Source organism: Vineibacter terrae (genome assembly GCF_008039615.1).
Taxonomy (GTDB): domain Bacteria; phylum Pseudomonadota; class Alphaproteobacteria; order Reyranellales; family Reyranellaceae; genus Vineibacter; species Vineibacter terrae.
Genome location: NZ_VDUZ01000022.1, coordinates 52,124 through 69,953, shown reverse-complemented (window position 1 = coordinate 69,953; position 17,830 = coordinate 52,124). Strand labels below are relative to the sequence as shown.

Annotated in this window: 19 protein-coding genes; 12 read left to right on the top strand and 7 right to left on the bottom strand. The window is 68.1% G+C overall.

Going from position 1 to position 17,830, the window contains the following annotated elements; genetic code table 11:
* Window positions 1–152: 152 nt before the first annotated feature.
* The gene (locus tag FHP25_RS19510) at window positions 153–419 is read left to right on the top strand and encodes a PIN domain-containing protein (RefSeq protein WP_218578459.1); all 267 of its coding nucleotides are present in this window, start codon (window positions 153–155) and stop codon (window positions 417–419) included.
* A gap of 192 nt (window positions 420–611) precedes the next feature.
* Here FHP25_RS19510 and FHP25_RS19505 read toward each other — a convergent pair whose 3' ends face one another.
* From FHP25_RS19505 to FHP25_RS19490, 4 genes are read right to left on the bottom strand one after another with little or no spacing between them, the layout of a single operon-like run.
* Window positions 612–1,409, bottom strand: coding sequence for an enoyl-CoA hydratase (locus tag FHP25_RS19505; RefSeq protein ID WP_147848627.1), 798 nt, complete (start codon window positions 1,407–1,409; stop codon window positions 612–614).
* Between the two features lie 16 nt (window positions 1,410–1,425).
* Window positions 1,426–2,391 (bottom strand): Bug family tripartite tricarboxylate transporter substrate binding protein, encoded by a 966-nt coding sequence (locus FHP25_RS19500; RefSeq protein ID WP_147848626.1) that lies wholly within the window; start codon window positions 2,389–2,391, stop codon window positions 1,426–1,428.
* Between the two features lies 1 nt (window position 2,392).
* Complete coding sequence (locus tag FHP25_RS19495; protein ID WP_147848625.1) at window positions 2,393–2,800, bottom strand: bleomycin resistance protein; 408 nt, start codon at window positions 2,798–2,800, stop codon at window positions 2,393–2,395.
* A 21-nt stretch (window positions 2,801–2,821) separates the two neighbouring features.
* Window positions 2,822–3,988 (bottom strand): mandelate racemase/muconate lactonizing enzyme family protein, encoded by a 1,167-nt coding sequence (locus FHP25_RS19490; protein WP_147848624.1) that lies wholly within the window; start codon window positions 3,986–3,988, stop codon window positions 2,822–2,824.
* A gap of 164 nt (window positions 3,989–4,152) precedes the next feature.
* On the opposite strand from FHP25_RS19490, the gene FHP25_RS19485 reads away from it, so the two are divergent.
* From FHP25_RS19485 to FHP25_RS19475, 3 genes are all read left to right on the top strand, one after another.
* A complete protein-coding gene (locus FHP25_RS19485) occupies window positions 4,153–5,262 on the top strand; it encodes an enolase C-terminal domain-like protein (RefSeq protein WP_147848623.1) in 1,110 nt (369 codons plus the stop codon).
* 44 nt (window positions 5,263–5,306) lie between these two features.
* Window positions 5,307–6,218 (top strand): LLM class flavin-dependent oxidoreductase, encoded by a 912-nt coding sequence (locus FHP25_RS19480; protein ID WP_147848622.1) that lies wholly within the window; start codon window positions 5,307–5,309, stop codon window positions 6,216–6,218.
* A gap of 73 nt (window positions 6,219–6,291) precedes the next feature.
* A complete protein-coding gene (locus FHP25_RS19475; RefSeq protein ID WP_147848621.1) occupies window positions 6,292–7,158 on the top strand; it encodes a TauD/TfdA dioxygenase family protein in 867 nt (288 codons plus the stop codon).
* Between the two features lie 194 nt (window positions 7,159–7,352).
* Here FHP25_RS19475 and FHP25_RS19470 read toward each other — a convergent pair whose 3' ends face one another.
* Entirely contained in the window at window positions 7,353–7,652 is a 300-nt protein-coding gene (locus tag FHP25_RS19470; RefSeq protein ID WP_147848620.1) for an HU family DNA-binding protein, read from the bottom strand.
* A 371-nt stretch (window positions 7,653–8,023) separates the two neighbouring features.
* Between FHP25_RS19470 and FHP25_RS19465 the strand changes: the two genes are divergently transcribed.
* The 7 genes from FHP25_RS19465 to FHP25_RS19435 all read left to right on the top strand — a co-directional run bounded on the left by FHP25_RS19465 (window position 8,024) and on the right by FHP25_RS19435 (window position 14,608).
* Entirely contained in the window at window positions 8,024–8,905 is an 882-nt protein-coding gene (locus FHP25_RS19465; RefSeq protein ID WP_147848619.1) for an MBL fold metallo-hydrolase, read from the top strand.
* 144 nt (window positions 8,906–9,049) lie between these two features.
* A complete protein-coding gene (locus tag FHP25_RS19460; RefSeq protein WP_147848618.1) occupies window positions 9,050–9,895 on the top strand; it encodes an SMP-30/gluconolactonase/LRE family protein in 846 nt (281 codons plus the stop codon).
* Between the two features lie 10 nt (window positions 9,896–9,905).
* On the top strand, window positions 9,906–10,730 hold the full coding sequence (locus FHP25_RS19455) for an SDR family NAD(P)-dependent oxidoreductase (RefSeq protein ID WP_218578458.1): 825 nt from the start codon (window positions 9,906–9,908) through the stop codon (window positions 10,728–10,730).
* A 9-nt stretch (window positions 10,731–10,739) separates the two neighbouring features.
* Window positions 10,740–11,291: a carboxymuconolactone decarboxylase family protein gene (locus FHP25_RS19450; RefSeq protein WP_147848617.1), complete on the top strand. Its 552-nt coding sequence runs from the start codon at window positions 10,740–10,742 to the stop codon at window positions 11,289–11,291.
* Between the two features lie 16 nt (window positions 11,292–11,307).
* Window positions 11,308–12,108, top strand: a complete 801-nt coding sequence (locus FHP25_RS19445; protein ID WP_147848616.1) for an SDR family NAD(P)-dependent oxidoreductase — start codon at window positions 11,308–11,310, stop codon at window positions 12,106–12,108.
* A 237-nt stretch (window positions 12,109–12,345) separates the two neighbouring features.
* Complete coding sequence (locus tag FHP25_RS19440; protein ID WP_218578457.1) at window positions 12,346–13,527, top strand: patatin-like phospholipase family protein; 1,182 nt, start codon at window positions 12,346–12,348, stop codon at window positions 13,525–13,527.
* 100 nt (window positions 13,528–13,627) lie between these two features.
* Window positions 13,628–14,608, top strand: coding sequence for a Bug family tripartite tricarboxylate transporter substrate binding protein (locus tag FHP25_RS19435; RefSeq protein ID WP_147848614.1), 981 nt, complete (start codon window positions 13,628–13,630; stop codon window positions 14,606–14,608).
* Window positions 14,609–14,658: 50 nt separating this feature from the next.
* On the opposite strand, the gene FHP25_RS19430 is transcribed toward FHP25_RS19435, so the two are convergent.
* Window positions 14,659–15,564: a phytanoyl-CoA dioxygenase family protein gene (locus FHP25_RS19430; RefSeq protein WP_147848613.1), complete on the bottom strand. Its 906-nt coding sequence runs from the start codon at window positions 15,562–15,564 to the stop codon at window positions 14,659–14,661.
* A 78-nt stretch (window positions 15,565–15,642) separates the two neighbouring features.
* Complete coding sequence (locus FHP25_RS19425; RefSeq protein ID WP_147848612.1) at window positions 15,643–17,148, bottom strand: NAD(P)-binding domain-containing protein; 1,506 nt, start codon at window positions 17,146–17,148, stop codon at window positions 15,643–15,645.
* Between the two features lie 49 nt (window positions 17,149–17,197).
* Between FHP25_RS19425 and FHP25_RS19420 the strand changes: the two genes are divergently transcribed.
* The gene (locus FHP25_RS19420) at window positions 17,198–17,830 is read left to right on the top strand and encodes a 2-hydroxychromene-2-carboxylate isomerase (RefSeq protein WP_147848611.1); all 633 of its coding nucleotides are present in this window, start codon (window positions 17,198–17,200) and stop codon (window positions 17,828–17,830) included.

The window sequence follows — 17,830 nt, the reverse complement described above, 5'->3', positions numbered from 1 at the left end:
CGGGTCCGGCGCGGATCGTTCCGCTCCACTGCAGTATGCGAGATCAAGCCGACATCCGCCTGCTTTCGTTGACGTGTCCACCATCGATCACCGATTTCCGCGGCGCCAACCGGCTCTCCCGCGATGATGTCCATGGACGGGGCGGCTGACGCGTGCCCGTCTTTCTCGACACGAATATCCTGATCTACTCGATCAGCACGGCCGCGGACGAAAGCGGCAAGCGCGACAAGGCGCTCACGCTGCTCGATCGGGACGACTGCATCCTTTCCGTGCAGGTCCTGCAGGAGTTCTACGTGCAGGCGACCCGTGCCTCCCGCCCGGACCGGCTATCGCAGGAGGTTGCGGCGGGCTTGATCCGCACATGGCTGCGCTTTCGGATCCAGGACACGACCGTTGCGGTGCTCCAAGGTTGGAGATAGAAGCTGCGCACGGCTTTTCGTTCTGGGACAGCGCGATCATCGCCGCGGCCCGCGCCGGCGGTTGCGGCGAGCTTTACTCGGAGGATCTCTCGCACGGTCGCATTGTCGCCGGCGTGATGATCGTCAACCCTTTCCGGTAAGCCGCGCACCTTGCGATGAGCGGCTCAAGCACATCGCCGGCGACAGCCGCCCTCAACGCCCCTTGAACACCGGCTGGCGTTTCTCGACGAAGGCCTTCGAGGCTTCCTTGTGATCCTCGGTCTCGCCGCTGCGGGTGTGCCCCCAGGCCTCCAGGTCGAAGACGTCCTTCAGCGAGCCGCTTTCGGCGGCGTTCAGGTTGCGCTTCATGTAGCGATAGGCGACACGCGGGCCGTGAGCGATGCGGCGCGCCACCGCCATCGTCTCCTCGCGCAGCTTGTCGTCCGGGCAGACGCGGTTGACGATGCCCAGCCGCAGCGCCTCGGCCGCATCGACCCGCTCGGCCAGCAGGTAGAGCTCGCGCGCCTTGGCGGGCCCCACGAGCTGGGTCAGGAAGTAGCTGCCGCCGAAATCGCCGGAGTAGCCGACATTGGCGAAGGCCGTCGACAGGCGTGCGCCCGCCGCCATGAAGCGCAGGTCGCAGGCCAGCGCCAGGCTCAGGCCGGCGCCGGCCGCCGCACCGTTGACCATGGCGATGGTGGGCTTGGGCGACTCGTGCAGCAGGCGCGAAATCTCCATGCGCTCGCGCAGGTCGGCGGCCTTGCTCTCCAGGGTGCCGGCTGCCGTCTCGGTGCGCTCCGCCATGGCGCGCACATCGCCGCCCGAGCAGAAGCCGCGTCCGGTGCCGGTCAGCACGATGCAGCCGACGGCATCGTCGCCGGCGAGGCGACGCATGGCCGACAGCAGCGCTTCCAGCATCGGCCGCGACATCGCGTTCAGCACGTCCGGGCGGTTCAGGGTGAGCACGGCGACGCCGTCCTCGTTGGCCTCGAGCAGATGGTCGGTGGTCATATGTCAGCTCCCGGGTTCAATCCGCGCGCATGCCGGCGGACTTGATGATTTCGGCCCATTTGGCGCGGTCGGCGGCGATCGTGGCCTTCAGCGCGTCGTGCGAGCCGATCAGGTTCTCCATGCCGTTGTCCACCATGCGCTTCTGGAATGCCTCCTGGGCCACCACGGCGCGCAGCGCCTTGTTCCAGAACTGCACGAGTGGCGCCGGCAGGCCGGCAGGGCCGAACACGGCGAACCAGTTCACGACCTTGAAGTCCGGCAGCCACATCGAGATCAGCGGCAGGCCGGGGAACAGCGGCGAGGCGCGCGGCGCGCCGAAGGCGACGGGGATCAGGTTGCCGCCGGCGATCTGGCCCAGGAATTCCGGCATGTTGCCGAACATCATGTTGACGTTGCCGGCCACCATGTCCTGGATCGCCGGCGCGCCGCCGCGATAGGGCACATGCAGCAGGTCGACGCCGGCCAGCTTCTTGAACAGCTCGCCGGCGAGGTGCTGCGAGGTGCCGTTGCCGGTCGAGGCATAGGTCAGCTTGCCCGGCGCGTTCCTGGCCTGGTCGATGATCTCCGGCACGAGGCGGAACGGCGCCGGCCGGCCGACCACCAGCATGTTGTAGACGCCGGCGACATTGGCGATCGGCGTCAGGTCCTTGTCGACATCGATCGGCAGCTTCTGGCCCGGCATCACGGGCGAGACGCAGAACGCCGCCATGCCCGCCAGCAGGATCGCATGCCCGTCCGGCGCCGACCGCGCCACCGCCTCGTTGGCGATGAAGCCGCTGGCGCCCGTCCTGGTCTCGACGATCACCTTCTGGCCGACCACCGGCGTGAGGGCATCGGCCAGCAGGCGGGCGAGCAGGTCGGCGGTGCCGCCGGGCGGGAAGCCGCAGAACAGCCGCACCTCCTGCTTCAGCGGCGTCTGGGCCATGGCTGGCCCGATCAGGCCGGCAGCCGCGGCGCCGCCGATAAGCGCCCTTCTGCGCATGTCAGCCCTCCGTCGCCTGTTGCCCGGCGTCCTGGCTCGCCATGCCGAAGGTGATGCGGTTGCCGTCGAGGTCCGTCACGTCGAAATCGCGCATGCCGTAGGCGTAGTCCGCCGGCGCCTTGATCACCCTGGCGCCGCGCGCCTTGAGCTCGCCATGCATGGCGTCGACGTCGCTCACGAAGACGCACAGGCCGCCCTGCCCCGGCAAGCGCACATCGCCGCCGACCGCCAGCAGATGCAGCAGCACGTCGTCGCGGCAGAGGCAGACATAGTAGGTCATCTGGCCGTATTGGAAGGTGACGGCGAAGCCCAGCGCATCGCGGTAGTAGGCCGTGCTGGCGGCGACATCGCGCACCGCGAGCACGGTGGCAGCACCCACCATCTTCGGCGCCGGCGTGGTCGGCTCCATGCGCAGCCTCCTTGGCGCGCGTCAGGCGCGCGCGTGCCTCTTCAGGAATGCTTCGTCCACGGTGATGCCCAGGCCCGGCCGGTCGGGGATCTCGACCATGCCGTCCTCGACCGGGAATCCTTCCCGCGCCAGATCCTGCAGCAGCGGGTTGCTGCCCAGCGAGTATTCGAGGATGAAGCCGGCCGCCGCGTTGGCCGCGACCGCCAGCCCGGCCGCGAAGCCCGGCGCGCCCGACCACAGATGCGGCGCCAGCCGCAGGTTGAAGGCCGAAGCGATGGCCGAGATGCGCAGCGCCTCCGTGATGCCGCCGGCAATCGCGAGATCAGGCTGCAGGATGTCGGCAGCGCGCAGCTCCGCCAGGTCGCGGAAATCGTGACGCGTGAACTCGCTCTCGCCGGCGCTGATCGGCACCGCGCATGAGCGGCGCACTTCGGCCATGCCGGCCTTGTCGTCGCCGGACACCGGCTCCTCGAACCACATCAGGTCGCAATCCTCGACCATGCGGGCGAAGGCCTTGGCCTCGGCCACGGTGAAGGTGCCATGCGCGTCGCATGCCAGCCCGATATCGGGACCCAGCGCGGCGCGCGCCGCCTTGACCCGCTCCGCCGAGCGCGCCGGCGTGCCGTCCATGACGCCGACCCGCATCTTCACCGCCTTGAAGCCGCCTTTGGCGACATAGCCTTTCAGCTGGGCGCCGATGTTCCTGGCATCGGCCCAGCCGCCCGAGGCATAGGCCGGCATGCGCGCGGCGCGCCGGCCGCCCAGCAGCCGCCACACCGGCGCGTTCAAGGACTTGCCGAGGATGTCCCACAAGGCGATGTCGATGCCGCCGATGGCAGACAGCGTCAGGCCGCGGCGGCCGAGCTGCGGCATGCCGTGCCCGCGCGCGATGGCATGGCCGTGGCGCGGGGCGTTGTACATCACGTCCCACAGCCGCGCGATGTCGCGCGGATCCTCGCCCAGCAGCAGCGGCGCAAGATCGTCGCGGATGATCGCCGCCAGGCCGGCGCAGGAGGCCGCCGAGCCGACACCGGCCTTGGCCTCGCCCCAGCCCACCAGGCCGGCATCGGTTTCGACCCGCACAATCACCGAATCGAACGACGCCACCAGGCCGAAATTGCTGACGTGCTGGCCCGCGGGCGGGATCGGCACATGCGCCCAGGTGGCGTCGATACGCGCGATTTTCATGCGGCGATCCTCCGGTGCGATGCGTCCGCGATTTCTTGCGCACGAGCTTGCCACGTGACGCATCGCAGCAGCAAATGCGGCAGGCTGCGCAGCAACCATGCGCGACGGGCATGCCGGCATCGACGCACATCCGCTACAGTCCCGGCAAACGCGGGAGGAGCGCCATGAAGATCACGGACGTCACGCTCACGCTGTTCGCGTGGGACGATATCCCGGCCACGACCTACGGCAGCCATACCGGCCGCTTCGGCGGCAAGAGCCAGCTGGGCCTGCTGCGCCTGATCACCGACCAGGGCCTGGAGGGCCACGCCTTCCTCGGCTCGGCGATGAACCCCGCCACCACCGACGGCCAGGGCCTGATCACGCATCTCAAGCCGGTGCTGATGGGCCGCGACCCGCTGGAGCGCGAGCGGCTGAACCAGGACATCTGGCGCCGCCAGCGCGCGTCGGGCGTGCGTCCGATCGGCGCCGTCGACGTGGCGCTGTGGGATCTGGCCGGCAAGGCGATCGGCCAGCCGATCCACCGGCTGCTGGGCACCTACCGCGAGAGCATCCCGGCCTATGCCAGCTCGGCCGTGCTGGCGACGCCGCAGGCCTACGCCGAGGAGGCGCAGCGCCACCGCGACGCCGGCTGGGCAGCCTACAAGATCCACCCGCCGACCCGTTGGCGCGAGGACATCAAGGTCTGCGAGGCCGTGCGCAAGGCGGTCGGCGACGATTACACCGTGATGCTGGACTCGACCTGGAGCTACGATTTCCCGACCGCGGTGCGGGTCGGGCAGGCTGCGCAGGACCTCGGCTTCCATTGGTACGAGGATCCGCTGTCCGATCAGGACATCTACAACTACGTCAAGCTGAAGCAGAAGCTCAGCATCCCGATCCTTGCCACCGAATACCCGATCACCGGCTACGACAGCTACGCCCCCTGGATCATGCTGCAGGCCACCGACTTCCTGCGCGGCGACGTGGCGGTGAAGGGCGGCATCACCACCCTGGTGAAGGCGGCGCACCTGGCCGAGGCGTTCCGCATGAACTTCGAGGTCCACCACGGCGGCAACTCGCTCAACAACGTCGCCAACCTGCATGTCATCGCGGCGATCCGCAACACCGAGTTCTTCGAGGTGCTGCTGCCCGACGGCGCGCAGAAGTATGGGCTGCAGCAGGACATCGTGGTCGGCCGCGACGGCCTGGTGCACATGCCCAACGGCCCCGGCCTGGGCGCCGCCATCGACTTCGACCTGATCAAGCGCAAGACAGTCGCGGTGCTCACCTAGGACGCGATCATCGCAGCCCCAACCACATCCTTGGAGAAGACATCGTGCCATTGCAGCTTCCAGCCCTTTGCGTCATCGCCACGCCCGGCAACCGGCGCGCCATGATCGACACCGCGCGCGAGGCCGAGCGGCGCGGCTTCCAGGGCATCTATGTCCCCAGCCGCTTCAGCAACATGTCGGTCTGCGAGGCGCTGGCCTGGAACACCGAACGCATCACCTTCGGCACCGCCATCGCGCCGATCTACGCCCGCAGCGTCTCGGACTTCGCCGAGGCGACGGCGTTCATCCACGAGATCTCCGGCGGCCGCTTCCGCTTCGGCATCGGCGTGGCGCACGCGCCGGGCCATGCCCGCATGGAGGCCAAGGCCGGCAAGCCGCTGGCCGACACGCGCGCCTTCGTCGAGAAGTACCGGTCGCAGGACGGACAGGGGCCGCTGCCGCCGATCGTGATCGCTGCCCTGCGCCAGAAGATGGTGACGCTGGCGGGCGCGATCGGCGATGGCGTGGTGTTCGCCAACGCCTGCCGCTCGGCCATGGGCGCATCGTTGTCGCACCTGCCGGCGGCCAAGCGTGACGGCGCCGGGTTCTTCATCGGCAACATGATCCCGACCTGCATCTCCGATGACATCGAGGCGGCCAAGACGGTGAACCGGCGCACCCTCACCGGCTACCTGCAGCTGCCGAACTATCGCAACTACTGGAAGGAGTGCGGCTATGTCGAGGAGATGGCCGCCGTCGAGCGCGCCATCGCCGAGCAGCGCATCCAGGACCTGCCCAGGCTGATGAGCGACAAATGGCTGGCCGACGTCACCCTGTTCGGGCCGCCCGCCCGGGTGCGCGAGGAGCTGGCGGCATGGTACGCCGCGGGCGTGCGCACGCCCATCATCGTGGCCTCCTCCGCCACGGGCCGGCAGCGCCAGGCCATCGAGGAAGTGTTCGCGACGCTGGCAGGCTGAGACGCGCTGCTGCAAAATGCTGCAGGGAACGCCGGCTGGAAGCCGGCGCTCCCGACGTCAACAGGAGCACGCCATGGCGCTTGTGGTCACCCCCGTCACGCCGGCCGTCGGCGCCGAGATCTCGGGCGTTGATGTGGCGCGGCTGAGCGACGCGGATTTCGCCGCCGTCGAGCAGGCCTGGCACCGCGGCGCTTTCGTGCTGTTCCGCAACCAGACGCTCTGCGACGACGACCTGCTGGCCTTCAGCCGCCGGCTGGGCGAGCTCGATCCGCCGCCCAACCAGGAGAACGGGCGCATGAGCCCGCCCGGCTATCCCGACATCTACGTCGTCTCCAATGTGCTCGACGACAAGGGCCAGCCGATCGGCGCGCTGGGCGCCGGCGAGGCCGTGTGGCACACCGACATGAGCTACCTGGAAGCGCCGCCCGACGCCTCGATGCTCTATGCGCTGGAGCTGCCGCCCAGCGGGGGTGACACCTGGTTCTGCGGCATGCAGGCCGCCTTCGCGGCCATGCCCGAGACGCTCAAGGCGAGGATCCGCGGCCGGCGCATCAAGCACGACGGCACCTACAATTCCGGCGGCTATCTGCGTCAGGGCGTGACACCCACCGATGATCCGCACCAGGCGCCCGGCGCCTGGCATCCGGCGGTGTGCGTGCACCCGGCCACCGGGGCGCCGGCCCTGTATCTCGGCCGCCGCCGCAACTCCTATGTCGAGGGCTGCACGCCCGCGGAGTCCGAAGCGCTGCTCGATGCGCTATGGGCGCACGCCACCCAGCCGCAGTTCACCTACGCCCATCGCTGGCGGGTCGGTGACCTGGTGCTGTGGGACAACCGCACCACCATGCACCGGCGTGATCCCTTCGACTCCACCGCCAGGCGCGTGATGCATCGCACGCAGATCAAGGGCAGCGCCAGGCCGGTGGCTTACGCCGCGTAGCGTGTTATCATCACCATCCGCGAGCACCACCATCATCCCGAGCGCAGCGAGGGATCTTCAGCGAAAGACGCACCATGCGCCATTCGCGGGAGATCCCTCGCTACGCTCGGGATGACATGGAATGTCCGAGGAGAAACGAAAAACGCCCGGTCTGCTCAACCGGGCGCTTTCGTGTCGATGCGGCTCGTGCCGGATCAGATGGCTTCCTTGAGATCCTTGGCGACCCGGAAGGCAACCTTCTTCGAGGCCTTGATCTTGATCGGCTCACCGGTGGCCGGGTTGCGGCCCATGCGCGCCGGCCGGCTGCGGACCTGCATGATCCCCAGGCCGGTGATGCGGACCTTGTTGCCCTTCTTGAGATTCTTGACTGTCAGGCCGACGAAGTCGTCGAACAGGGCACCGACCGACTTTTTCGACATTTCATGCTTTTCCGCCAGCTCGGCGAGGAGCTTCGACAGCGGAACGGTGGTGACAGAAGCCTTCGCAGCAGCCATGGGTTTTTTCCTTCTCTTCAGGGGGGCCTCCGCCCGGCCGCACCCCCTTAAAGACACGACCGGCGAAGCGAACCTAGAATACGAAGAATCATCCGTTGCGCAATGGATATGGTGGGTTTCGGAGGCCAAAAACACCGGATTTAGGCCGTTTTCTGGGGATTCAGACGCCGGCAAGCGCGGAAAAGCCCGTTTTTCCGCGCTTGGATGGACGGTGTACGAACAAAATGGCCGAATTGGCGGGGTTTCCGGGACCGTGCACCTCGCCCGGTTTCGTCAACGCTCCCCTTCGCGCGGCGCGGGTTCCCGGCCGGCGTGCCCGCTATAGACTGCGCCACCACGACTACGGACGGATATCGGGGAGGAAGACGGATATGACGGCACGCACCATCGGCCAGGCGTCGATCGCCAAGGTGGAGGAGCTCTGCGCCGCAGGGTTCAAGCCCAACCGCATGTTCCCGCGGTTCAACCAGGAGGCTTTCGACGCCCACAAGCACTGGATGGTGCCCGAGCATGTCGAGGCCGGCAGCGATCGGCTGGTGGGCAGCCTCCACACCTGGATCGTGCGCACGCCGCGGCACACGATCCTGATCGACACCTGCCTGGGCAATCACAAGACGCGCAGCGCGCCGGCCTGGAACAATCTCGACACTCCTTTCCTGGAGCGGCTGCGGGCTGCCGGCGTGCCGCCCGAAAGCGTCGACATGGTCATGTGCACCCATCTGCACGTCGACCATGTCGGCTGGAACACGAAGCTGGAGAACGGCCGCTGGGTACCGACCTTCCCCAACGCGCGCTATCTGTTCGCGCGCAAGGAGTATGCCCATTGGGAGGACGAGCGGCGACACAAGACGGGCGAGGAGGTCAATGGCGGCTCGTTCGACGACAGCGTGCTGCCGGTCGTCGAGGCCAGGCAGGCCGTCTTCGTCGACATCGACCACCAGCCCGATTCGCTGCTGACGATCCGTGACGCCCCCGGGCACACGCCAGGCTCGATCACCATCCATCTTGCCGACGGCGGCCAGGAGGCCGTGTTCAGCGGCGACATCATGCATCATCCGATACAGGTCTATTACCCCGAGTGGTCGAGCCAGTTCTGCTGGGACCAGGACATGTCCGCACGCTCGCGGCGCCAGGTGCTGGAGCACTGCGCCGAGCACCGCAGCCTGCTGTGCCCGGCGCATTTCCCTGGCGCCAACGCCGGCTACATCCATCGCGAGCGCGACGCCTTCCGCATCGAATGGGATCGGCGGTGAATCGTCCTCCCCACGAAGTGGGGAGGTGCCCCGAAGGGGCGGAGGGGACCTGACATGGTCTCAGTCACGAAGACCACGTCGGCTCCCCATCCGGCCTTCGGCCACCTTCCCCGCAAGCGGGGAAGGAAAAACAAGGAGCGTGAGATGCCTGATGCACTCGATGTCCTGGTCGATGGCCTGACCTTTCCCGAAGGGCCGCGCTGGCACGACGGACGATTGTGGTTCTCGGATTTCTACTCGTATAGCGTGCTGGCCGTCGATGCCGGCGGCAAGCTCGAAACCATCGTCGAGGTGCCGCAGCGACCCTCGGGCCTGGGCTGGACGCGCGACGGCAGGTTGCTGATCGTGTCGATGCTCGACCGCAAGCTGCTGGGGCTGGACGGCACGACGCTGACGCCCGTGGCGGACCTCTCGGCGCTGGCGAGCGGTCCGTGCAACGACATGGTGGTCGACAGCCAGGGCCGCGCCTATGTCGGCAATTTCGGCTTCGACCGGCACAAGGGCGAGGCGCAGCGCACGACCTGCATCGTGCGCGTCGATCCGGACGGAACCGTCACCAAGGCCGCCGATGACCTGCTGTTTCCCAACGGCACCGTGATCACGCCGGACGGCAAGACCCTGATCGTGGGCGAGACCTTCGCGCACCGGCTGACGGCATTCGACGTCGCTGCCGACGGCACGCTGTCGAACCCGCGCCTGTGGGCGCGGGTCGAGGGCTGCTACCCGGACGGCATCTGCCTGGATGCCGAAGGCGCGATCTGGGTGTCCGACCCCTTCGGGCACCGGCTGCTGCGCGTGTTCGAAGGCGGCCGCATCGCGCGCGAGATCCCGCTGGCGCCGCGCGGCGCCTATGCCTGCATGCTGGGCGGCGATGACCGGCGCACGCTCTTCGTGTGCACCAACTCCGGCAGCGGACCGTCGATCGCCGACAAGCGCGACGGCCGCATCGAAACCCTGCGGGTGGACGTTCCCGGCGCCGGCTGGCCCTGAGGTGACCGATATGGCCAAGGACATCCTGCGCCAGAGCGACGCCGGCCTGGACGGCAAGGTCGCCATCGTCACCGGCGGCGGCGCGGCAGGCGACGGCATCGGCAACGGCCGTGCCGCCGCGATCCTTCTGGCGCGCGCCGGCACACGCGTGCTGGTGGTCGACCGCCAGCACGACCTCGCCCAGCGCACGGTCGAGATGATCGCGGGCGACGGCGGCACCGCGGCGGCGTTCGCCGCCGACGTCGCCGACGATGCGCAATGCGCCGCGATGGTTGCCGAGGCCGTGTCTCGCTTCGGCCGGCTGGACTTCCTCGACAACAACGTCGGCATCGGCAGCCGCGGCAGCGTCGTCGACGAGAAGCCGGAAGTCTGGCGCCGGGTCATGCAGGTCAATGTCGACACCATGTACCTGGCCGCACGCCATGCGATCCCCGCCATGATGCGCACCGCAGGCGGCGGCGCCATCATCAACGTCTCGTCGATCTCGGCCCTGCGGCCGCGCGGCCTCACGGCCTACAGCACCTCCAAGGGCGCCGTGATCGCGCTGACGCGCGCCATGGCGGTCGACCATGGGCCGGACGGCATCCGCGTCAACTGCGTGGCGCCGGGGCCGGTCTACACGCCCATGGTCTATGCTGGCGGCATGACCGACCAGGCGCGCCGGCAGCGCCAGCAGGCCTCGGTGCTGCGCCGCGAAGGCACGGGCTGGGACATCGGCCACGCCGTGCGCTTCCTGTTGTCCGACCACGCCCGCTACATCACTGGCCAGACCCTGGTGGTCGACGGCGGCACGACCCTGGTCGGGCCGTCCCGTGACTCCCAGCCCGAGCATTGAGGAGCAGCGATGGCGCGTCTGAAGTATCTCACCAAGGCCGACCTGGCGCCCGAGAACCAGGATCTGCTGGCGCGCGACCTGCCGCTGTTTCAGATCCTTGCCTACAGCCCCGGCGGCTCGCGCGCTTTCACGGGGCTGGGCGGTTATATCCGCTTCGGCAGCAAGCTCGACGCGCGGCTGCGCGAGCTGGCGATCCTGCAGGTCGGCTACCTGACGCGCTCGGCCTACGAGTATGCGCATCACATCAAGATCGGCTTCGACTTCGGTGTCTCCCCCGACGACATAAGAGGCCTGATCGCCGAGTCCGACGGACAGGCCTCGTCGCTGGAGCCGCTGGCCCAGGCCGTGCTGCGTGGCGCACGCGAGATGACCACGGATCTGGCGATGTCGGACGCCACCTTCGCCGAGCTGCGCCGGCATCTGAGCGAGGAGCATCTGCTGGACCTCGTGATGACCATCAGCTTCTACAACGGGGTCGTGCGGCTGCTCGCCACGATGCAGATCGACCTCGAGCCCGAGTACCGGAAGTATCTCGACCAGTTCCCACTGCCCGCGGCCTGAAGGAAAGAGGACCGTCATGCGTTTGGCCAACAAGATCGCGATCGTCGTCGGTGCCGGCCAGGGACCCGGCGAAGGCATGGGCAATGGCCGCGCCACCGCGCTGCGCTTTGCCCAGGAAGGCGCCAAGGTGCTGTCGGTCGACCGCAGCCTTGCCTCGGCGCAGGAAACCGCCGACATGATCGCCAAGGCGGGCGGCACGGCGGCCGCCTTCGAGGCCGACGTGACCAAGGAAGCGATGCTGGCAGCGATGGTGGCCGACGCGCAGCGCCGCTGGGGCCGCATCGACATCCTGCACAACAATGTCGGCGTCAGCATATCAGGCGGCGACGCGCCGCCCACCGAGATCACCGAGGAAGCCTTCGACCGGGTGGTGGCCATCAACCTTCGCGGCACCGTGATGGCGTGCAAGCACGTCCTGCCGATCATGCGCCAGCAGCAGGCCGGCGTGATCATCAACATCTCGTCCATGGCGGCGTGGACCGATTATCCCTTCGTCGCCTACAAGGCCACGAAGTCGGCGATGATCGCCTTCACAGAGCAGCTCGCGATCCAGAACGCCCCGTACGGCGTGCGCGCCAATGTCATCCTGCCCGGCCTGATGGACACGCCCATGGCCGTCGACACGCGCGCCCGCACCGGCAACCGCAGCCGCGCCGATGTGGCTGCCGAGCGCGATGCCAAGGTGCCGCTGCGGCGCAAGATGGGCACGGCATGGGATGTCGCCAACGCGGCGCTGTTCCTGGCCTCCGATGAAGCCAACTTCATCACCGGCGTCGCCCTGCCGGTGGACGGCGGCTCGAGCGTGCGCGTCGGCTGAGGCACGGCCACGTCTTCCCGCCCCGCGAGCACGGAGCTGCGCAGGGTCACGCGCGGTACGTGCGCGGCAGCGGGCACGATTCGCGAGCCACGACTAGCCGAAAGACGAACTTCGCGCGCGCGGCATGGAAGATTTATTTGCCGCGCCATCGCCGACAGCCGATGACTTGGCATTCCCGGCGGGCAAATATTACGCACAGGCGTAGTCGTGACTTTGGGGGAGAGCATGGTTGCGAACATGCGGCGACGGTTGCTGATTCATGGCGGACTGGCCGCCGGCCTGACGACAACCGCGTGCGGCCCGCTCGAGCGGGTCAACACGGTGCCCGTCGAAGCGCTGGATCAGGTCAAGGTGGCCGGCATCACCAACGGCCGCTTCTACATCGACACGGGTACTGCCGGTCTGACCGCGGAGGGCGAGGCCGCCTATGCGCGCGAGCTCGCATTGTGGCGAAGCCAGGGCCACACCGGCCCGCTGCCCCCGGCCTATTTCCTCGCCATCTCCGGTGGCGGCGACGACGGCGCGTTCGGTGCCGGCCTGCTGACCGGCTGGACCAAGCGAGGCAATCGCCCGGAGTTCAAGCTGGTGACCGGCATCAGCACCGGTGCCCTCACGGCGCCGTTCGCCTTCCTGGGCCCTGACTACGACGATGCGCTGACCGAGGTGTATACCAGGACATCCGCCGACAAGATCTTCACCAAGCGCTCGTTCATGGCGGCGATCACCAGCGACGCGCTCAGCGACACGGCGCCGCTTTACACGACCATGTCCAAGTACCTGACGATGGACATGATGCGCAAGATCGGTGCCGAGTACGACAAGGGTCGCTTGCTGTTGATCTCCACGACCCAGTTCGATGCGGCGAAGCCGGTCATCTGGAACATCGGCGCCATCGCCAAGACCGATTCGCCGGAGGCGCTCGAGGTGATCCGCCGCATCCTGATCGCCTCGGCATCGGTGCCGGGCGCCTTCCCGCCAGTGATGCTCGACGTCGAGGTCAACGGCAAGAAGTACCAGGAGATGCATGTCGATGGCGGCGCCGTGGCCCAGGTGTTCCTCTATCCGCCGAGCCTCTCGGTCAAGGCGTCCGGCATCCAGCGCAAGCGCACCGCCTACATCATCCGCAACTCGAAGCTGGGCGCACCATGGGAAGACGTGTCGCGGCAAACCCTGACGATCGCCGGCCGCGCGATCTCCATGCTGCTGGCCAGCAACGGCGTCGGCGACATGTACCGGATCTACACCACGACCAAGCGTGACGGCGTCGATTTCAACCTCGCCTATATCGACCAGGATTTCACCACGCCCTATGTCGGGCCGTTCAACTCGGGCTACATGGGATCCCTCTACCAGTACGGCTACAATCAGGCACAGCAGGGCTATCATTGGAAGAAGCTGCCGCCTGGCATGGTGGCTTAGGCGGGTTGCGCGCTGCCCCTCTCGGCGGGCTACATTGATGCCCGCCTGCCGGCGATTCGCGTATGCTGGCGCGGTCCCTGGAACCACCGAGGTGGTGTCGATGCTGTCGATCCTTGCACGAGCGACGCTGATCGGCCTCGCCGTCGCGGCGCTGGCTGCCCAGGCCCAGGCGCAGGAATGGCCGACGGCCAGGCCGATCACGATCCTGATGGGCTTCCCCGCCGGCTCCGGCACCGATGTCGTGGCCCGCACCCTGCAAGAGCCTCTGGAGAAGGCGCTCGGCGCCAAGCTCGTGATCGACTACCGGCCCGGCGCCGGCGGCAATGTCGCATCCGAGGCCGTGGCCCACGCCCGGGCAGACGGCTACACGCTCCTGCTGGGCACCGCCGCGACGCACGGCGTCAACGCCGCGCTCTACAAGCGCCTGCCGTTCGATGTCGAGGCTGACTTCACGCCGATCGCGCCGCTTGTCGACGTGTCGAACGTGCTGACGATCAACCCCGACATCATCGACGTGACGTCGGTGAAGGCTTTCATCGAAACGGTGAAAGCGAGCCCCGGAAAGTACAACTACGCCTCGACGGGCAACGGCACCGGCACGCATCTCGCCTTCGCCGAGTTCGTCGCCCGGGCTGGCCTCGACATGGTGCATGTGCCCTACAAGGGCGGTCCCGAAGCGCTTCAGGGTGTTCTCAAGGGCGACGTCTGCTGCATCTTCAATCAGGTGCAGACCGTGCTGGCCCAGTGGCGCGCCGGCAACGTGCGCCTGCTGGGCGTGACGACGAAGACACGTGTGGCCGCGGTGGCCGACATCCCCACCATTGATGAAGCAGGCGTGCCAGGCTACGAGAGCTACACGTGGTTCGGCCTGTTCGGGTCCAAGGACCTCGACCCCAAGATCACCGCCCGGATCAACACGGCCGTGCGCACGACCCTGGAAATGCCGGCGCTGCGCCACAAGTTCCTCGAGACCGGCACGGCGCCGCGCATTGAGACGGTCGAGCAGTTCCGCGCTACCGTGAAGGCCAACCGCGCCAAATGGGCCGAGGTCGTGAAGGCCGTGGGGGCTACGATCGATTGACGGTCTTTTCCTCCCCCAACTGCGTTGGGGGAGGACGTGTATGTGCCTCCCTAATAGCCGACCGCGCGCTCCGTCGCGTCCGGCTTCTTGTGCGCCCATACCGGCTTGTAGCCGCCGCGCCAATCGGGCGGCATTTCGACGGGACGGGTGTCGAAGCTGGCGAACCGTGCGGCCTTGCCGCGCACGATGTCACCCTGGTGCGGGCTGGGGATGGGGCTGGGCGTGTAGGCAAACGAATCAGCCGACGAGTACACCGGCAGCAGCAGCGGACGTGCCTCCGGCGCACGGTTGGGCGCCGAGCCGTGGACGATGCGGCAGTTGAGCAGCACCGTGGTTCCCGGTCCGCCGGTCAGGCTGTCGATCATGTCGTCCTTGAGCCAGCCCAGGTCCTGCGGCCGGATCTTGACGACAAAGTTGCCTTCGCCGTCATACATCGAGAACAGCGGGCCCTCATGGCTGCCGCGGGCGACGGTCAGCGGCCCCTGGTCATCACGGCAGCCGTCGATATAGACGCCGATGGTCACCGGGCTGAAATCCGTGTGGGGCCATGCGGGAATGTCCTGGTGCCAGCCGAAGCCCTGGCTGCCCTTGCCCGACTTCACATTGAGCTTGGCATGATGGAATTTCACATCGGGACCCACGACGTCGGCCGCCAGGTCGGTCATGACCGGGTCGGTCATGAAATCCCAGAACACCGGATGCTGGTCCTGCGGGCTGCTGATGCGGTGCAGCCGTGGCGTCTGCGGCGAGTGCCCCTCCTCCAGCACATAGATCGCATCGGACTCGCGCACGGCGCGGCTGCGGTCCAGGAGCGTCGACATCGCATCCCGCAAGCGCGTCAGCCAGGCCTGCGGCACATAGTCCGGCAGCACGAGGAAGCCGTTCTGGAGGAAGAGGTCGCGCTGCTCGCGGGTCAGCACGTTGAGCGGGTGCTTGAGCACATCATGGGCTTTCATGGCGGCGACCTCCCGAAACGGCTTTCGCAAGCGTGCAAGGTTCTGCGGCCGCCGGGCATGGCCTGCGGCGCGCAGCAGCTATTCGATGCCGCGCTGCTCGCGCGGCACGAAATATCGGGTCGGCGCCAGTTCCGGCTCCTCGTGGGCGACCAGGGCTTCGAAATGGCGATCGGCATCGGCTACGAACAGATCGCGCACGATCGCCTGCGCCAGCCGCGCAGCACCGATCCCCAGTCCCGGGATATCGCCCGCCAGCGGTCCGTGGCTCATGGTGCAGCCCCAATTGAAGACGTGGATATCGGCCAGCCGCGGTGTCGCGCCGGCGTCGCGCGGACAAAGCTGGAAGCCGTCACCGAGATAGGGAAAGCGCGCCGCCTCCGGCTCGGCGGCGATCTCCGCCGGTGCGCGGCGATCGGCCCACAGCAGGACCTCGTCGCGCAGCGATGCCAGCTCGGGGCGCTCGGTGAGGTCGACATCGAAACCGGTCGCGATGATGACGGCATCGAAGCGATGCCGGCCGGTGCGCGTCGTCACCGCAACACCATCGGCGTCGACGGCGAGGTCCATCCACGGCTCGCTGAAACGGATCGCAAAGCCGGCATGACGATCGCAGCGCAGCACCGATTCATGCGGCGGCGGCGCCTGCTCGTCGAAGATGTAGGTCATGAACCGCCAGCGCCGGTCGTCGTCGAGCGCTGCGAAGCCGCGCTGGAAGCCAGGGAAGGACGCACCCTTGGACTTGTTGACCTGCGGCAGGAAGCGCCGGCGCGTGAACATGATCACCCCGCGGGCACCCGCCTCCAGGGCGGCGCCGGCATTGTCGAATGCCGAGGCGCCGGCGCCCAGCACGCCGACACGACGCCCGGCCAGCGCCGCGAAATCAATGGAATCGGACGAATGAAACACGCGGCCGCGCGCGGCGGCGCCGGCGGGATCGAACGACGCGAAGGCCGGCCAGCGCGGCGCGCCGCTGCCGTCGCGGCCCAGCGCCAGCACGACCTTGCGCGCGAAGATGACCTCGCGGCCGCGCGGCCCCTGCAGGCTCACCCGCAGGAACGCGCCGTCGGCGTCCAGCGATGTCATGGCCGTATCGTTCTCGATCGGCAGCTCGGCGACGCGGCGCACCCACAGCAGGTAGTCGAGCCAGTCCAGCCGCGGCGCCTTGTGCAAGGCCTGCCAGCCGTCGATGCCGTGATGCGCCTCGTACCAGGCGCGATAGGTGAGCGTCGCCACGCCCAGGTCGGGGCCGGTGAGCTGCTTGGGCGAGCGCAGCGTTTCCATGCGCGCGAACGTCCCCCACGGACCCTCGCGGCCCTGCGGATTGCGGTCGACGACGCGGATATTGCGCACGCCTTCGCGGCGCAGGGCGAAGGCTGCCGTCTGGCCGCACATGCCACCGCCGACGACCAGCACGTCCAGCGCCGGGCCGCCGTCGGGGCCGATGGCGGGCAGCACCCAGTCCGCCGCCGGATAGTTGAGCCGGTCGAGGTCATGCCGGGCCGCGCGCTCCAGCGCCGCCAGGCCCTTCGGCGCCGCCGCGCCACCACCCTTGCGGGCCTCGACCGTGTCGAGGATCTTGTCCATCCGAGCGCCCCTGCCCTGCGACAGCGCCCTCTTAGCAGAGTCCGACGTGATGATCGAACTGCCATGCTTCTACAGCCTGTCCTCGCCGTGGGCCTACTTCGCCGGGCCGCGGCTGCAGGACATCGTGCGCCGGCACCGCGTCAAGCTGGTGCTGAAGCCCTATGATTTCCAAGCCGTCGTGCCCCGGACCGGCGGCGTGCCGCTGCGCACCCGCCCGCAGCCGCGCCGCACCTACCACGCCCTGGAGCTCGACCGCTGGCGCCGTCATCTCAGCATGCCCCTGAACCTGGAGCCGCGGCATTATCCGCAGGTGGTCACCGATCCCGATTGGAACAAGCGGCCGGGATGGATGGTGATCGCAGCCCAGAATGCCGGCCTCGACGCTTTCCGCTTGTCGCACGCGCTGCTGCGCGCGCTCTGGGCCGAGGAGCGCGACACTGCCGCCCCCGACGTGCGGCGCCAGATCGGCGACGAGAATGGCTTCGACGGCGCTGCCCTGGTGCAGGCTGAAACCAGCCCGGCAGTACAGGCGTTGTACAAGCAGTACAGCGACGAGGCCGAGGCGCTGGGCGTGTTCGGCGCACCGACCTTCGTCATCGAGGGTGAACGTTTCTGGGGCCAGGACCGGCTTGACTTCGTCGACCGGGCGCTGGATTCGCTGCGTGCCCGTCAAGGATGGTAG

Excerpts from the sequence above, each read along its gene's own strand:
- FHP25_RS19505 (WP_147848627.1), bottom strand. The coding sequence starts at position 1,409 with ATGACCACCGACCATCTGCTCGAGGCCAACGAGGACGGCGTCGCCGTG.
- FHP25_RS19500 (WP_147848626.1), bottom strand. The coding sequence starts at position 2,391 with ATGCGCAGAAGGGCGCTTATCGGCGGCGCCGCGGCTGCCGGCCTGATC.
- FHP25_RS19495 (WP_147848625.1), bottom strand. The coding sequence starts at position 2,800 with ATGGAGCCGACCACGCCGGCGCCGAAGATGGTGGGTGCTGCCACCGTG.
- FHP25_RS19490 (WP_147848624.1), bottom strand. The coding sequence starts at position 3,988 with ATGAAAATCGCGCGTATCGACGCCACCTGGGCGCATGTGCCGATCCCG.
- FHP25_RS19485 (WP_147848623.1), top strand. The coding sequence starts at position 4,153 with ATGAAGATCACGGACGTCACGCTCACGCTGTTCGCGTGGGACGATATC.
- FHP25_RS19475 (WP_147848621.1), top strand. The coding sequence starts at position 6,292 with ATGGCGCTTGTGGTCACCCCCGTCACGCCGGCCGTCGGCGCCGAGATC.
- FHP25_RS19470 (WP_147848620.1), bottom strand. The coding sequence starts at position 7,652 with ATGGCTGCTGCGAAGGCTTCTGTCACCACCGTTCCGCTGTCGAAGCTC.
- FHP25_RS19465 (WP_147848619.1), top strand. The coding sequence starts at position 8,024 with ATGACGGCACGCACCATCGGCCAGGCGTCGATCGCCAAGGTGGAGGAG.
- FHP25_RS19460 (WP_147848618.1), top strand. The coding sequence starts at position 9,050 with ATGCCTGATGCACTCGATGTCCTGGTCGATGGCCTGACCTTTCCCGAA.
- FHP25_RS19455 (WP_218578458.1), top strand. The coding sequence starts at position 9,906 with ATGGCCAAGGACATCCTGCGCCAGAGCGACGCCGGCCTGGACGGCAAG.
- FHP25_RS19450 (WP_147848617.1), top strand. The coding sequence starts at position 10,740 with ATGGCGCGTCTGAAGTATCTCACCAAGGCCGACCTGGCGCCCGAGAAC.
- FHP25_RS19445 (WP_147848616.1), top strand. The coding sequence starts at position 11,308 with ATGCGTTTGGCCAACAAGATCGCGATCGTCGTCGGTGCCGGCCAGGGA.
- FHP25_RS19440 (WP_218578457.1), top strand. The coding sequence starts at position 12,346 with ATGCGGCGACGGTTGCTGATTCATGGCGGACTGGCCGCCGGCCTGACG.
- FHP25_RS19435 (WP_147848614.1), top strand. The coding sequence starts at position 13,628 with ATGCTGTCGATCCTTGCACGAGCGACGCTGATCGGCCTCGCCGTCGCG.
- FHP25_RS19430 (WP_147848613.1), bottom strand. The coding sequence starts at position 15,564 with ATGAAAGCCCATGATGTGCTCAAGCACCCGCTCAACGTGCTGACCCGC.
- FHP25_RS19425 (WP_147848612.1), bottom strand. The coding sequence starts at position 17,148 with ATGGACAAGATCCTCGACACGGTCGAGGCCCGCAAGGGTGGTGGCGCG.
- FHP25_RS19420 (WP_147848611.1), top strand. The coding sequence starts at position 17,198 with ATGATCGAACTGCCATGCTTCTACAGCCTGTCCTCGCCGTGGGCCTAC.